Source organism: Anaerococcus marasmi, assembly GCF_900290195.1.
Classification (GTDB): domain Bacteria; phylum Bacillota; class Clostridia; order Tissierellales; family Peptoniphilaceae; genus Anaerococcus; species Anaerococcus marasmi.
In genome coordinates, this window is sequence record NZ_OLMF01000004.1 from 1,605,038 (window position 1) to 1,620,811 (window position 15,774).

12 protein-coding genes are annotated in these 15,774 nt (G+C 36.3%); all 12 read left to right on the plus strand.

The window, feature by feature from the left end; translation table 11 throughout:
- Window positions 1–6 precede the first annotated feature (6 nt).
- The 12 genes from C7D97_RS08205 to uxaC all read left to right on the plus strand — a co-directional run bounded on the left by C7D97_RS08205 (window position 7) and on the right by uxaC (window position 15,768).
- Window positions 7–1,032: a Gfo/Idh/MocA family protein gene (locus tag C7D97_RS08205; RefSeq protein WP_105301570.1), complete on the plus strand. Its 1,026-nt coding sequence runs from the start codon at window positions 7–9 to the stop codon at window positions 1,030–1,032.
- Entirely contained in the window at window positions 1,025–1,879 is an 855-nt protein-coding gene (locus C7D97_RS08210) for a sugar phosphate isomerase/epimerase family protein (protein WP_105301571.1), read from the plus strand. Before C7D97_RS08205 ends, C7D97_RS08210 begins: the two co-directional genes overlap by 8 nt.
- Window positions 1,879–2,958 (plus strand): Gfo/Idh/MocA family protein, encoded by a 1,080-nt coding sequence (locus C7D97_RS08215; protein ID WP_105301572.1) that lies wholly within the window; start codon window positions 1,879–1,881, stop codon window positions 2,956–2,958. The genes C7D97_RS08210 and C7D97_RS08215 overlap by 1 nt, the downstream gene beginning before the upstream one ends.
- Before the next feature lie 15 nt (window positions 2,959–2,973).
- Window positions 2,974–4,362, plus strand: a complete 1,389-nt coding sequence (locus tag C7D97_RS08220; protein WP_105301573.1) for an MFS transporter — start codon at window positions 2,974–2,976, stop codon at window positions 4,360–4,362.
- 1 nt (window position 4,363) lies between these two features.
- Window positions 4,364–5,758 carry an MFS transporter gene (locus C7D97_RS08225; protein ID WP_105301574.1) on the plus strand — a complete coding sequence of 465 codons (1,395 nt, stop codon included), beginning with the start codon at window positions 4,364–4,366 and terminating at the stop codon, window positions 5,756–5,758.
- 116 nt (window positions 5,759–5,874) lie between these two features.
- Complete coding sequence (locus C7D97_RS08230) at window positions 5,875–7,992, plus strand: glycoside hydrolase family 3 protein (protein WP_105301575.1); 2,118 nt, start codon at window positions 5,875–5,877, stop codon at window positions 7,990–7,992.
- A gap of 404 nt (window positions 7,993–8,396) precedes the next feature.
- Entirely contained in the window at window positions 8,397–9,023 is a 627-nt protein-coding gene (locus C7D97_RS08235; RefSeq protein ID WP_105301576.1) for a bifunctional 2-keto-4-hydroxyglutarate aldolase/2-keto-3-deoxy-6-phosphogluconate aldolase, read from the plus strand.
- Window positions 9,023–10,048 carry a sugar kinase gene (locus tag C7D97_RS08240; RefSeq protein ID WP_105301577.1) on the plus strand — a complete coding sequence of 342 codons (1,026 nt, stop codon included), beginning with the start codon at window positions 9,023–9,025 and terminating at the stop codon, window positions 10,046–10,048. Before C7D97_RS08235 ends, C7D97_RS08240 begins: the two co-directional genes overlap by 1 nt.
- A gap of 385 nt (window positions 10,049–10,433) precedes the next feature.
- On the plus strand, window positions 10,434–11,429 hold the full coding sequence (locus C7D97_RS08245) for a LacI family DNA-binding transcriptional regulator (protein ID WP_158679126.1): 996 nt from the start codon (window positions 10,434–10,436) through the stop codon (window positions 11,427–11,429).
- Entirely contained in the window at window positions 11,430–12,878 is a 1,449-nt protein-coding gene (locus tag C7D97_RS08250; protein WP_105301579.1) for a tagaturonate reductase, read from the plus strand.
- A complete protein-coding gene (locus C7D97_RS08255; RefSeq protein ID WP_105301580.1) occupies window positions 12,875–14,356 on the plus strand; it encodes a UxaA family hydrolase in 1,482 nt (493 codons plus the stop codon). Before C7D97_RS08250 ends, C7D97_RS08255 begins: the two co-directional genes overlap by 4 nt.
- Window positions 14,357–14,364: 8 nt before the next feature.
- The gene (gene uxaC / locus C7D97_RS08260) at window positions 14,365–15,768 is read left to right on the plus strand and encodes a glucuronate isomerase (RefSeq protein WP_105301581.1); all 1,404 of its coding nucleotides are present in this window, start codon (window positions 14,365–14,367) and stop codon (window positions 15,766–15,768) included.
- The last annotated feature ends 6 nt before the right edge of the window (window positions 15,769–15,774 follow it).

The following is a 15,774-nucleotide window of genomic DNA, read 5'->3' on the forward strand; positions in this document are numbered from 1 at the left end:
GATTTTATGCTAAAAGTTGGAGTTATTGGACTTGGAACAGTTTCACCCATCCACTTGCTTTCAATAAACAATTCTCCCTATGCCAAGCTTGTTGCAGTATGTGATATAAACAGTAATAGGGCTAAGGAGAAATGCGAACAAACTCATTGTGAAATTATTCCTTCATATACTGACTATAAGGAAATGATAGAAAAGGAAGATTTGGATGTAGTCCACATCACTCTTCCTCACTATCTTCACGCAGAAGTTTCAAAATATGCCTTATCCAAGGGACTCAATGTATTTTGTGAAAAACCTGTGGATATAAGTTACGAAAAAACCAAGGACTTATATGATTTCTACCAAGCTTATAAGGGAAAACAAAAACTCGGAATCTGTTTTCAAAATAGATACAACAAGTCAGTAGTAAGACTTAAGGAAATATTAGAAGAAAATAAGGAAGAAGTATTTGCTGTAAAAGGCTTGGTGACCTGGTATAGGAATATGGATTATTACAAACAAGCTCCATGGAGAGGAACTCTCAAAGAAGCAGGAGCTGGAGTGATTATCAATCAAGCCATCCATACCCTAGACCTAATGGCCTATGTCACAGGCAAAGATTGGAAGAGTCTTACAGCTACCATGTCTAAGTTAATGAATAAGGAGGTTGAGGTAGAAGATACTGCCAACGCCTTTATCAAATATGAAGATGGAGTAAATGGACTTTTTATAGCGACTAATGCCTATTCGATTACAGATTCAATAGAATTACAAGTCATAAGTAAAAATGAAAAATACACTATCAAAGAAAATAGGCTCTTTAATAGGAATCTAGAATGTTTGGCAGAAGATGAGAAAAGCGATGCCACCAAGGATTATTATGGGGCAGGACATGAGACCTTAATTAATAAATTCTACAAGGCTATAATAGACGGTACAGATGACTATTGTGACCTAGCAGATGCTATGAAAACAATGGAGATTATTCAAGCCATAATAGATTCATCAAATGAAAATAAAGAAGTGAAAAAAGAGGAGATTATCAATGACTAAAATAGGAGTACAAGCTTCAACAGTAGTAGATTCATTCAAGGAAATAGGACCTTACGAAACATTCAAGAAACTTTCAGAAATAGGATATAAATCTGTAGAGGTGTCTCAAGTAGAAACTAGTAAGGAAAACATCGACCAAATCATAAAAGCATGCAAAGATTTCGATATGGAGGTTGCCGCAATGTCAGCAGCCCTTGAATCAATGTTTCCTGGTCAAGAAAGTCTTGAAACAGATTATGACAAGATAGTAGCAGATTGTAAGGCAGTAGATACAGACCTACTTAGAATCGGTATGCTCCCATTTGACAAAATGGCGAATCTTGATAAGGCTATTGAATTTGCTAAAAAAGCTAATGAATATGCTTTAAAACTTAAGGAAGATGGAATCAAACTCTATTATCATAACCACCATATCGAATTTGTAAAATACGATGGAAAATACCTCCTTGACATAATAAGTGAGAATGCTCCAGAACTTGGTTTTGAGCTAGATGTTCACTGGGTACAAAAGGGTGGAGAAAATCCAGTAAATATCCTTAAAAAATACTCAGGAAAAGTAGAACTTGTTCACTTAAAGGATTACGAAGTTATGCCTTTGACAATGGATGATCTAAAACTTATGCAAGAAGACCAAGCTGCCTTTAGAACTGCCTTCGACAATAGGGCAAGGTTTGCCCCACTAGGCCAAGGCTCATTACCACTTAAGGAATGTGCAGACCAAGCCATAGAGTCTGGTTGTAGATACTTACTGGTAGAACAAGACTTTTCCTACGGCAGAGATCCTTTCGAAGAGCTAAAAATATCTTACGATTGGCTTGTAGATAATGGATATGGAGATTTATTCTAATGACTATTAACAAGAAGGACGGAATGAACTATGCACCTAAAGGCACTGCTAATAAAGTAGTTGGTCCTGGCGAATTTAAGGTCGGAGTAGGAGCCCTAGACCATGGCCATATCTATGGTATGTGCAACGGACTTAAGGAAGCTGGTGCAGAGATAGTTTATGTCTATGATAAAGACCCAAAAAAAATCGAAGAATTTCAAGAGAAATTTCCAGAAGCCAAAGCTGTGAATTCAGTAGATGAAATCTTAAATGACCCTGAGATAAAGATGCTTGCGGCAGCAGCAATCCCAAATCTAAGATCAGCCTTAGGTAACAAGGCTATGAAAGCTGGAAAGGATTATTTTACCGATAAAACTGGCTTTACTAGCCTAGATCAACTAGAAGAAACGAAAAAAGTTGTAGAAGAGACTGGAAGAAGATATTTTGTTTACTTTTCAGAAAGACTCCATGTTGAGGGAGCAATATTTGCTGGAAAGCTTATTGAAGAAGGAAGAATCGGAAGAGTCATCCAAGTAACAGGCTTTGGACCTCACAGTCTCAACAAGGAAAGTAGACCAGACTGGTTTTTCAAAAAAGAAGAATATGGCGGAATTTTGACAGATATAGGAAGCCATCAAATAGAGCAATTCCTATATTACACTGGAAATGAAGATGCCAAAGTTCTTCACAGCAAGGTCGCAAACTACGACAATCCTGACACACCAGAGCTAGAAGATTATGGCGATGCTACCCTTGTCGGAGAAAATGGAGCAACATTCTTCTACAAGGTGCATTGGTTCTCACCAAAAGGCCTTTCAACATGGGGTGATGGTAGAATATTTATAACAGGGACTAAGGGTTCAATCGAAGTAAGAAAATATACCAATGTTGCAACAGATACTACAGGCGATCATGTATTTTTGGTAGATGAAAATGGAGAAGAACATTTTGAAGTAAATGGCAAAGTAGGATTTCCATTTTTCGGAGAGATGATACTCGATTGTATCAATGGCACAGAAAACGCAATGACACAAGAACATATATTCAAGGCACAAGAGCTATGCTTAAAATGCCAAGAAGAAGCTATAGTAATAGATTAAATTAGAGAGAGAAAAATGCAAAAAAATGTAAAGCCTTTTGGAATAAGAGATAAATTAGGCTACATGTTTGGTGATTTGGGCAATGGATTCTCCTTTGCCCTATCATCAGTATTCTTTATGAAATTCTACACTGATGTTATGGGAGTTAGCCCAGCCAGTGTAGGTCTCATGATGCTAGTAGCAAAAATAATAGATGCCTTTACCGATGTTGGTATGGGGCAAATAGTCGATAGAACACCACCAACTAAGGATGGAAAGTTCCTTCCTTGGATTAGAAGAATAGCAGGACCAGTTGCCCTTGCAAGTTTTCTCCTATATCCTACATATTTCAAAGATATGTCTATGGCCTTTAAGATGGTATGGATGTACGGAACATACATACTTTGGGGATCCATTGCATACACTGCCATAAATATTCCTTATGGATCAATGGCATCAGCAGTTTCAGAGAACCCTGACCATAGAACCCACCTTTCTACATGGAGAACAATAGGTAGCCAAGCTGGAAACTTCATTATAGCTGTAATTGGACCTATGTTTGTTTACTATACTGATCAAAATGGACATGAAATCCTTTCAGGAAACAAGATGACAATATTTGCTCTTGTTTGTTCAATCCTTGCAATTATAACCTACATGCTTTGCTTTAAATTAACAACTGAAAGAGTAAAGATTCCAAGAAGTGAGGAGAAATTTTCTTTCTTAGAAACTTTCAAAGTAATGTTTTCATCACGTGCTCTAATAGGATTGATACTTGCATCGCTATTTTTCCTATTATCAGTAATGGCAGTAAGTGGTATGAACTCATACCTATATCCAAACTACTTCCAAAATGTCAAAGCGATGAGTTTTGTAGGAACAAGTCAGATGGTAATAACCTTGCTCATGGCAATAGTTGTACCAAAACTTTCGGCAAAATTCGGTAAAAAAGAAGTAACTGTATTTGGATTAAGCTTATCAGCGATAAGCTATTTGCTAGCTTACTTCTTGCAAACATCAAATGTTAAGACTTTTATATTTTTTGTCATACTTTTCCAAATAGGAACTGCCTTCCAAGGAATAACAAGTTGGGCAATGATCATAGATGTAATAGATGATCTTGAAGTAAGTAAGGGCAGAAGGGATGACGGAGCAATCTATGGTGCCTTCTCATTTTCGAGAAAGCTAGGTCAAGCAGCCGCATCTGGTCTTACAGGATTTTTATTGACATCTATAAATTACAGTGTAGAGAGTAAATTTGATCCACAAGTAACAGCAGGAATATATAATATTTCGACCTTGCTCCCAGCAGTTACTCTTATTCTAGCTACTCTAGCATATCTAGTGATATATCCACTAAATAGACAAAAAGTATATGATAATGCTAAATATTTACACGAACAAAGATTAAAAACAGGAGAATAATATGCAGAAAAATGTAAAGCCTTTTGGCTTAAAAGATAAGATTGGTTATGCAGCAGGAGATGTTGCAAACAACTTTACCTTTACCCTTGTTAGTAGTTTTCTGATGATATTTTATACTAACGTATGGGGGATAGATCCAAAACTTGTAGGAGGATTATTCTTTTTGTCAAGAATAATTGATGCCTTCACAGATGTAGGAATGGGAACTATTGTAGATAAGTTTCCAGGAAATAAAGACGGAAAGTTTAGACCATTTATCAAATGGGGAGCAATACCAGTAGCTATAGCGGGATTCTTGCTCTTCCAATCAGGATTTAAAGATTTACCAATGGGAACAAAAATAGTGATAATGTATGCAACCTACATCCTTTGGGGATCACTTTGCTATACCTTTATTAACATTCCATACGGATCAATGGCTTCAGCAATAACATCTGATGCAGATCAAAGAACAGAACTTTCAACATTTAGAACTCTAGGAGCAACAGTAGCAGGTCTTGTAATTGGATTTGTTACTCCATATCTAATTTATCAGAAAGTTCCTGGTCAAGCTGATATCCTATTAGAAAATAGATTTCCGCTTGTAGCTGGAATCTACGGAATACTAGCTATTATTTCTTACTTTATTTGTTACTCCTTCTGTACTGAAAGAGTAGACATAGAAAGAGAATCAGCTGGTCCAAAAGAAAACGCCCTTAAGGGAATCGGTAATGTAATCAATAAAAGATCTCTCTTATCAATCATAGTAGTTTCTATATGCCTACTTCTTGGGATGCTTTTAGTTGGCTCAATGAATATCTATGTATATTCCACCTACTTCCAAGATACAACTGGAATGGCTCTAGCTGGTCTTTGTGGTACAGTTCCAATGCTATTTACAGCTCCAATGGCTATGAAGCTTGGACAAAATATTGGTAAGAAAGAAGCATCATCTATTGGACTAATAGGCGCAGGTGTAACTTACTTTATACTTTTCATCTTAAAACTTGAAAATATGTACCTATTCCTAGCTGGAACTGTAATAGCTTATATCTTCCTAGGAATATTTAACACCCTAACTTGGGCCATGATTACAGACGTAATCGATGACTTGGAAATCAAAAATGGAGTAAGAGATGATGGAAAAGTTTACGCTATTTACTCATTTGCAAGAAAGTTAGGCCAAGCCTTTGCTGGAGGACTTGGTGGATTTGCAGTAGCTTCAGTAGGATATGTTGCAGGAGCTGCGACACAAACAGCAGAAGTTGCTCAGGGAATATATAATGTAGCGACACTAATACCAGCTATAGCCCTAGGACTTGGTGGATTAGTAGTATTTTTAATCTATCCACTTGATAGAAAAACTGTAGAGAAAAATAATAATACTCTAGCAGAAAAAAGAGCTAAATTACAATAATACCATATATCTAATTATCAAAAGATAAGAGCTATTAATTTAAAAATGCCTCCAAGAAATTGGAGGTTATTTTTCCAATACCTTAGGGTAAGTTTATAAGGAAAAAGGAGGAAGATATGACAGAGCAATTAAAACTAGAAGTAAGAAATAAAAAACTAATCGAAAATGAAGGATTTAAGTTTAAGGACTTAAATGGAAATGGGATATTAGATCCATACGAAGACTGGCGTCTTCCATCAAGCGTTCGTGCCAAGGATCTTGCGTATAGGATGACTATAGAAGAGCTTTGTGGAAATATGATGATTAAGTCCCAAAGAATGGGTCTTGCTCAAGAAGATAAGGAAAAGACAAGTCACGATGGTCTTCTTGATGAGGAAGTTTACGAGGATAAAAATATCTTTATAGGTCAGATTAACCACGGTTCAACAGGACACATAATTGACAAAAACCTACGCCACTTTATCTTAAGGGATAACTTCTCAGAAGAAGAAATAGCAAAGTGGACCAATGCTATGAACGAAGTAGCTGAAAGCTCAAGATTAGGTATTCCTGTTATTATCGCCTCCAACTCAAGGAATGAAAATGCTGAAAGAACCTTTGGTATGAACGATGCTGTAGGAGTATTCACTACCTATCCATCCACCCTAGGACTTGCTGCAGCTTATCTTGGAGATAAGGCTAGAAACTACCATCCTGACGGAAATTATGAATACTCAATCTTTAAGGAGTTTGGAGAAATAGCAAGAGACGAATGGAAATATTCTGGTCTTAGAAAAGGCTATATGTATATGCTTGATACGGCTACAGATCCTAGATGGCAAAGATTTTATGGAACCTTGGGTGAAGATACAGATCTTATTACAAAGGCAGGAGAAGACTTAATTGAAGCCTTCCAATCAGATGAGCTAAACAGCGAATCAGTTGCCCTTACCATGAAACACTTCCCAGGAGGAGGAGCTAGAGAAAATGGCTTTGACCCACACTATAAGGAAGGGAAATTCAACGTATATAGAACTCCTGGTTCTCTAGAGAAGTATCACCTCCCACCATTTAAGAGAGCTGCTGAGAAAAAAGTATCATCAATCATGCCTTACTACTCAATCCCTGCCCACGATAAGTCAGCGGTTCAGAACTATAAGGGGAGCAAGATTCCTTTTGAACCAGTTGGATTTGCCTTTAACCAATACTTTATCCAAGATATCCTAAGAGAGGATATGGGATTTAAGGGCTATATCAACTCAGACTCAGGAATTTTAGATAACATGGCATGGGGTATGATGCACCTAGAAAAACAAGACCGTGCAGCTTGTGCTATAAATAATGGGGTTGACCTAATATCTGATACCAATGAAGTAGAATGGATAATAAAAGCCTATGAAGAAGGTAAAATTAGTCGTGAAAGATTAATCGAAGCAAATATTAGACTTCTTACAGAAATGTTTGACCTAGGTCTATTTGATGAAAAAACTTATGCTGACCCACAAAAGGCAAAAGACTTTGTAGCAGATGAAGATAATAAGAAGAAGGCTTACTCTGCTCACCAAAGATCAGTAGTCCTACTCAAAAACAAAGACAATACCCTACCTATGAAGGATAAGGCTAAAGTCTATGTAGATTTCCTCCACAAGGAAGCTGATAAGGCAGAAATATTTAGGAAAGAAGCTATCGAAGATCTAAAAGAAAGAGAAGATATAGAACTTGTAGAAGATGCGAAAGAAGCAGAATATATTTTTGTACAAATCACACCAAAATCAGGTAACTATTTTTCAGCAACTCCAGGCCTTCTAGAGCTTGATCTTTGTGAAAACAAAACAAATAAGGCGATAGATGGTACACAATACTCAGAAACAACTGTAGAAAATATTGATAAACTAGAAGAATTTAGAAAAATTGCCGATGAGAATGGGGCTAAAGTTATAATTTCTGTAAACTCTACCATGCCTTGGCTAATAGAAAAAGCAGAGAAAAACTCAGATGCCCTCTTGGCTCATTTTGAAACCTTCACATCCGCCCAAATGGATGTCCTTAGTGGAAAATTCGCTCCAACAGGCAAACTACCATTCACCTTCCCTAAAGGAGAAGAAGTTATAGCTGTAGATGAGGATGGAATCTGCATTAGTCCTAACGACGTACCAGGCTACGATAAGGATAAATATATGCCAAAAGGAATGACCTACGCCTACCTAGATGAATGTGGCAATGAATATAAACTTGGATTTGGATTAAGTTACTAACGATAATTTACTTGATATGAGCACTCTCTGTATGGAATAAAGAGGGTGCTTATTTTTTTTATAATTAATATATGGTGCTTATGAAAACTACAAAATATTAATTAATCCGGTTATCTATAACAAGACAATATGACATAGAAAAATTTGACAATGAAAATAATTAATGATATATTAATAACAAGAAGAGAGAAAGCGCTTTCTTTTTGAGGTGTTAACATATTCTATACAACTATATGTTAACTAAGTTGTGACTATTATTTTTTTAAGAAAATTGAAAGCGATTCCAATATTGGAATTTAGTGATTTATTTAGTTTCAAATAAGATATTAATAGATTCATTGATGGATTTATCTATAGATAATTACTATCTTCCAATAACAAATAGATAAAAGAAAGAAGGAAAAATGAGCAAAGTAGAAACAATCAGCCAAGTCTTAGACTTAGGAATCGTACCAGTAGTAAGAGCAAACTCAGCAGACGAAGCAATCGAATACTGTAAAGGCCTAATCGATGGAGGAATCAACACCCTAGAAATAACCTTCACAATCCCAAACGCAATCGAAGTCTTCCAAAGAATCCAAAAAGAACTCCCAGCTGACACCCTACTCGGAGCAGGAACAGTCTTAGACCCAACAACAGCAAGACTTGCCATAATGAACGGAGCCAAATTCATAGTAAGCCCATCATTTGACAAAGAAGTAGCCAAAATGTGTAACATCTACAACATCCCATACATGCCAGGCTGCGTAACACCAGCAGAAATGCTAGAAGCCTACAAATACGGAGTAGACATCATAAAACTATTCCCAGGCTCCCTAACAGGCCCATCCTACGTAAAAGCAATCCATGGCCCATACCCACACTTCCAAATCATGCCAACAGGTGGCGTAAGCCTAGACAACCTAGAAGACTGGTTTAAAGCAGGTGTAGTAGCAGTAGGAGCAGGATCAAACCTAGTAAAAGGCAGCAAAGAAGAAATAACCCAAAAAGCAAAAGAATACCTAGAAAAAATAGCGGAGGTAAGAAAATAATGACAAAAAAAGTAGTAACCCTAGGCGAAATAATGCTAAGACTATCCACACCAGGATACGAAAGATTCGTTCAAGCTGAAAGCTTTGATGCAATCTACGGAGGAGGAGAAGCAAACGTAGCAGTATCCCTAGCCAACTACGGCTTCGACGCCCACTACGTAACCAAACTACCAAAACACGAAATCGGCCAAGCCGCAGTAAACGCACTAAGAAGATACGGAGTAAACACAGACTACATCGTAAGAGGCGGAGACAGAGTAGGAATCTACTACTCAGAAACAGGCGCATCAGCCAGACCATCCAAAGTAATTTACGACAGAAGTAACTCAGCCATAGCAGAAGCTAAAGCAGACGAATTTGACTTCGACGAAATCTTCAAAGACGCAGCATGGTTCCACACATCAGGCATAACACCTGCCATCTCCAAAGAAGGTGCAGAAATCACCAAAAAAGCCATGCAAGCAGCCAAAAAAGCAGGAGCTAAAATATCAATCGACCTAAACTACAGAGCAAAACTCTGGAGCCCAGAAGAAGCTCAAAAAGTAATGAAAGATCTAATGCAATACGTAGACGTCTGCATAGGAAACGAAGAAGACGCATCTCTATGCCTAGGCTTTACCCCAAAAGGCCTAGACGTAACAAGCGGCAAACTAGACGTAGAAGGCTACCATGAAATCTTCAAACAAATGAAAGAAGAATTCGGCTTTGAAATGATCGCCTCATCCCTAAGAGAATCATACTCAGCAAGTGACAATGGCTGGTCAGCCCTAATCTATGACGGCAAAGACTTCCACCAAGCTCCACAATACGACGTAAGAATCGTAGACAGAGTAGGAGGAGGAGACAGCTTCGCAGCAGGCCTAATCACAGGACTCCTAGACGGCAAAAGCCCTGCAGACGCCCTAGACTTTGGCGTTGCAGCAAGTGCCCTAAAACACACAATCAAGGGAGACTTCAACCACATGTCAAGAGAAGAAGTAGAAAACCTAGTAGGCGGAGACGCATCTGGTAGGGTTCAAAGATAGGATTTGAAATAGATTTTAATTAATATATTAATGAAATCACGGCTTACTTCAAAGATGATCAAAACTTATTGATTTGCAACCTCTTAGAATCTGAATTTAGAATTATAAAGTAAGCTCGTGATTTCAAATTTGATATGGATTGATCACTTGGTTTTTACTTATATAACTAATCTTGTGCGTTATAGATAAAATATAGAGTAATTGTATTAAGACGCAATATTTATGAATGGCTTATTAAATAATTCAGGAAAATGTTTGACATTTAATAAACATCATGATATATTTATAACAAGCATAAAGGAAGCGCTTTCTAAGATTAATTTTAGAAATGTTCAAATATAAGTATAGTAATATATTTTTAGGACTATGGGAAGCGCTTCTAAACTTGAAAGATGGTGATTTTATTAATATTTACGATATAGCAAAAAAGGCCAATGTTTCGATCTCGACAGTTTCTAGAGTTATGAATAATACAGGAAGCGTAAGTGAGAAAACAAGGAAAAAAGTTGAAAGCGTGATTGAAAGTTTAGACTATTCTCCAAATAATATCGCAAGAAGCCTTGCGAGCAAGAAGTCAATGCTTATAGGCCTTATGGTTCCAGACATAAGAAATTACTTCCACGTCCAAGCAGCATACGAAGTAGATAGAATCCTTAAAACTTACGGCTACACATCTCTTTTATCAAATACAACAAGAGATCTTGATGAGAAAATTCGAATCTTAAAGCTTCAAAAACAACAACAAGTTGAAGGTATTATTACTATAGGATCTGATTATGGCGATAAGGAGTTTTTGCAAGTAGCCTATGAATTAAACAAGACTATTCCTATTGTTCAACTAAATAATTACGATAAAGATTTGGTAAGTGTCTACTGTGATGAGAAAGATGGTATGAGACAAGTACTCCATTATTTGAAAGAAAATTCTTACAAGGCACCGATTTTTATTTCAACAACTCAAAATATTACAAACAGAGCCTATAACGAGAAGAGAAAAGGCTATGAAAATGCACTTAAAGACAACTTTCCAGACCAAGAATTTTTGGAGATAAATATAGAAGAAACTTCCTTAGAAGATTTACTAGGGATTATTAAAGAAAAAAATATTGACTCTATCCAATGCGAAAACGATTCTATTGCAATTAAGGTTTATAAATACCTTTCGGTTAATAATATCAAAATACCTGAAGATGTAGCGATAATTGGATTTGACAATATTAGTGCTACCAACTATACACAAAAGAAGTTATCATCGATTGACCATAGGATTTATGATCACTCTAAGGTAGCAGTGCAAGCTCTGATAAAGTTAATAAATGAAGAAAAAGTAGAAAAAAACAATGTGATTAAGCCTAAGCTTGTAATAAAGGAGACGTGTTAGATGAAACAAATAAATGAGATAATAGAAAAGAAGAATCTTAAGGAAACTGTCCTCCAATTTGGAGAGGGAAATTTCCTTAGAGCTTTCGTAGACTGGATGATAGACTTATCAAATGAGAAATACTCTTATCCAGGTTCAGTTGTAATAGTTCAGCCTATTCCAAATGGACTAGCTGACCTTGTAAATGAGCAAGATGGAATATATACACTTTCTATGAGAGGTAATAGTCCAGAAGGGAAGAAGATTGAAAATAGAGTGATAAAATCTGTATCAAGAGCTATCAACCCTTATGAGACTTTCAAAGAATATAAGGATTTTGTTGAAAGTGAAGACTTGAAATATGTAATATCAAACACTACAGAAGCAGGTATTACTTATCGTGAGGAAGATTTGAAAGAAGATGAGGTTCAGGATTCTTTCCCAGCAAAAGTTGCCCAACTATTATATTTTAGATATAAGAAATTTGATGGAGATAGGAAAAAGGGTCTGGTATTCTTCCCAGTAGAACTTATTGATAACAACGGATATTTCCTAGAAAAATATGTAAATAAACATATAGAAAACTGGGGACTTGAAGAAGAGTTTGCCGACTGGGTCAAAGAAAGCTGCCATTTTACCTCAACCCTTGTAGATAGAATTGTAACAGGAAGGCCTTCAGCAGATGAAGCTGAGGAGTTTTCTAAGGAAAATAATTACGAAGATAAGCTCTTAGTATTTTCAGAGCTATTCAACCTATGGGTTATAGAAGGAGATAAAGAAAAAGCAAAAGACTTTGCCTTCGAAGATCTTCCTTGCAATGTGATTTGGACTGACAATGTCGCCCCTTATAAGAAGAGAAAAGTAAGAATCCTAAATGGAGGTCACACATCCACAGTTCCTGCTGCTGTAATCCATGGATATGATATAGTTAGAGATTTTATGGAAGATGAAATCTTTGATACTTACCTAAATGATTTGATAGATGAAGAAGTTATCCCAACAATAGATCTTGAGAAGGAAGACTTAATCAAATTCAAAGAAGAAGTAGCCTTGAGATTTAACAACCCATATGTGGACCACAAGCTCTTATCCATAACCCTAAACTCAATTTCTAAATTTAATGCTAGATGCTTGCCAAGTATTGTTGATTACTACAATAATACAGGAAAAGCTCCAAAACACTTCGCCTTTTCTCTAGCTGCTCTATTAAGATTTTACGAGATAGAGAAAAATGAAGAAGGATATTTCGGTAAAGATGAAAATGGAAAATCATATCCAGTACAAGACGACGAAAAATTACTTGAATTCTTCACTGAAAAGACAAAATCAGAAAATTATATAGACGAAGTTCTTGAAAGTGATATCTGGGAATATGATTTGGAAAAATTGGGAGACTTTAAAGAATTAGTAAAGAAATATTTCACTGCTATCAAAGATAGATCCATAAGAGAAGTCATGGAGGAAATATGAAATCATTTCTAAAAATCAATCCAAATGACAGTGTAGCCATAGCTGTAAAGGATTTAGAAAAAGGAAAAGTAATAGAAGAATTCGGCTTAGAGCTTAAAGAAGATATAAAAAGAGGCCATAAATTCGCCATTAAAAATATTAATAAGGGCGAAGACATTATCAAATATGGAATGCCCATTGGTCATGCTCTAGATAATATAGAAGAAGGCTCTTGGGTCCACGTCCACAATCTAAAGACCAACCTATCTGACATAATAGAATATGAATATGATAAAAAGGAAATAAATCAGATTGAAGGACTAAGAGATGATGAGCTAAAGTTTATGGGCTATCTTAGAGAAGATGGTAGGGCTGGAATTAGGAATGAAATCTGGGTAGTTCCAGGTGTTGGATGCATTAATCAAACATGCAACAACCTAGTAAACATGGCAAGACAAAAATATCCTGATGTAAGCTTCCAATCCATAACCCACACCCATGGTTGCTCCCAATTGGGAGACGATCTAGAGATGACTAGAGAAATCCTTGCAGGATTAATCAAAAATCCAAACGCAGCTGGTGTACTTGTTGTATCTCTAGGTTGTGAGAACAATGTAATTGATGAATTTAAAGAATATATAGAGCCTTTCAACGAAAAAAGAGTCAAGTTCCTCACAGTCCAAGAAGTAGAAGATGAATACGAAGAAGGACTATCCTTGATTGATCAACTTGTAGAATATAGAAATTTATTCAAAAGGGAAGCGCTTCCAATTTCAAAATTAACTGTAGGATTCAAATGTGGGGGCTCTGATGGATTTTCTGGAATCACAGCCAACCCATTGTGTGGCTATACTTCAGACAAATTAGTAGAAAACGGAGCGACGACAATGCTTACAGAAGTTCCGGAAATGTTTGGAGCTGAGAAGTTGCTTATGAATCGTGCCAAAGACAAAGAAACATTTGAAGATATTGTAAGTATGATAAACAACTTCAAAGAATACTTCAAAATCCACGGTCAAAACATATATGAAAACCCATCTCCAGGAAATAAAGATGGAGGAATCTCAACCCTAGAGGATAAGTCCTTGGGATGTATACAGAAAGGAGGAAGTTCGGAAGTAGTAGATGTTCTAGCTTTGGGAGAACAAAGCCAAATCAAAGGTCTAAATCTCTTAAATGGGCCAGGAAATGACCAAGTATCATGTACGAACTTAGCTGCCAGTGGATGCTCTTTAATAGTATTTACAACTGGAAGAGGTAATCCATTTGGATCAATAGTTCCAACAGTCAAAATGTCGACAAATACAGAACTTGCAAATAAAAAGACTAATTGGATAGACTTTGATGCTGGCAGAATTATAAGTGAAGATCTAAGTTTTGAAAAACTAAGAGATGAATTTATAGGATATCTATTGGAAGTAGCAAGCGGAAAAGAAACTAATAACGGAAAATTTGGATTTAGAGAAATTTCAATCTTTAAAGACGGAGTAACTTTGTAGGAGGACAAATGTCATTAATCAACGAAGATTTTATTTTACAAAATGAATATGCGAAAACACTTTTTCACAAATACGCTAAAGACATGCCAATATTTGACTTCCACTGTCATTTGGAAGCAAAAGAAATCTATGAGAACAAAAATTTTGACTCGATTACTCAAGTTTGGCTTGGGGGAGATCACTATAAGTGGCGTGTTATGAGAGCTTGTGGTATATCCGAAGAATACATCACAGGAGATAAATCAGACAAGGAAAAATTCGACAAATGGGCCTATGTAGTACCAAAACTATTGGGAAATCCGCTATATCATTGGACAGCCCTAGAACTTAATAACTTTTTTGGAATAAAAGAAGAGCTCAACCCTGAAACAGCTGATGAAATATACAAAAAGACAAATAAACTTCTACAAACCGAGGAGTTCAAGCCAAGATCACTAATTGAAAGATCAAATGTTAAAGCAGTTTGCACAACAAACGATCCAGTAGATGATCTTAAATACCATAAACTTCTTAAAGAAGAGGACTTCAAGGTGATAATCAAACCAGCCTTCAGACCAGACAAGGCCCTAAATATCGAAAAAGAAGACTTCAAAGATTATATGAAAGAACTTGAAGATGCTTCAGGCCTTGAAATCAAGAGCTTCAAAGATATTAAGTCAGCCTTGGAGAAAAGAATAGACTACTTTGAAGAAAATGGATGTTCAGCAAGCGACCATGCCCTTAAGTACTTCCCATATATCAAAAAGGGAGAAGAAGAAATAGATGAGATAATAAGAAAGGCCATAAATGGCGAAGAAATTACAAAAGTAGAAGAAGAAGCCTACAAGACAGCCCTTCTAACATTCCTAGCTAAAGAGTACAAGAAGCGTGATTGGGCAATGGAAATTCACGTAGCAGCCATTAGAGACAACTCAAAAGCCCTATTTAAAAAACTAGGTCCAGATGTTGGAAATGATGCTGTAAATGATGAGCTTGGGGCAGAAAACTTAGCTAATCTTATGAGTGATTTCGAAAGTTGTGATGGACTTCCAAAAATGTTATTATTCTCACTTAATGAGAATGACTACTATCCATTAGCTACAATTGGCGGATCATTTAACAGAGAAAACGAAACAGGCCTATCCAACATACAAATAGGAACATCATGGTGGTTTGCAGATCATTTAGACGGAATGCAAAAACAAATGACTATGTTTGCCCAAACAGGAGTATTTGCAAACTTCGTAGGAATGCTAACAGACTCAAGAAGCTTCTTATCTTATCCAAGACACGAATACTTCAGAAGAATCCTATGTAACTTCATAGGAGAAAAGGTAGAAAAGGGCCAATATCCATGGAAAGAAGAATACCTGGGTCAAATGGTAAAAGATATATCATTTAATAATGCTGAGAAATATATAAGAATTGATTAGGAGATA

What these genes read in the sequence shown, in the direction of transcription:
- C7D97_RS08220 (WP_105301573.1), top strand. Translation starts at nt 2,974, where the DNA reads ATGCAAAAAAATGTAAAGCCTTTTGGAATAAGAGATAAATTAGGCTAC.
- C7D97_RS08225 (WP_105301574.1), top strand. Translation starts at nt 4,364, where the DNA reads ATGCAGAAAAATGTAAAGCCTTTTGGCTTAAAAGATAAGATTGGTTAT.
- C7D97_RS08250 (WP_105301579.1), top strand. Translation starts at nt 11,430, where the DNA reads ATGAAACAAATAAATGAGATAATAGAAAAGAAGAATCTTAAGGAAACT.
- C7D97_RS08255 (WP_105301580.1), top strand. Translation starts at nt 12,875, where the DNA reads ATGAAATCATTTCTAAAAATCAATCCAAATGACAGTGTAGCCATAGCT.
- C7D97_RS08215 (WP_105301572.1), top strand. Translation starts at nt 1,879, where the DNA reads ATGACTATTAACAAGAAGGACGGAATGAACTATGCACCTAAAGGCACT.
- C7D97_RS08205 (WP_105301570.1), top strand. Translation starts at nt 7, where the DNA reads ATGCTAAAAGTTGGAGTTATTGGACTTGGAACAGTTTCACCCATCCAC.
- C7D97_RS08240 (WP_105301577.1), top strand. Translation starts at nt 9,023, where the DNA reads ATGACAAAAAAAGTAGTAACCCTAGGCGAAATAATGCTAAGACTATCC.
- C7D97_RS08210 (WP_105301571.1), top strand. Translation starts at nt 1,025, where the DNA reads ATGACTAAAATAGGAGTACAAGCTTCAACAGTAGTAGATTCATTCAAG.
- C7D97_RS08235 (WP_105301576.1), top strand. Translation starts at nt 8,397, where the DNA reads ATGAGCAAAGTAGAAACAATCAGCCAAGTCTTAGACTTAGGAATCGTA.
- C7D97_RS08230 (WP_105301575.1), top strand. Translation starts at nt 5,875, where the DNA reads ATGACAGAGCAATTAAAACTAGAAGTAAGAAATAAAAAACTAATCGAA.
- uxaC (WP_105301581.1), top strand. Translation starts at nt 14,365, where the DNA reads ATGTCATTAATCAACGAAGATTTTATTTTACAAAATGAATATGCGAAA.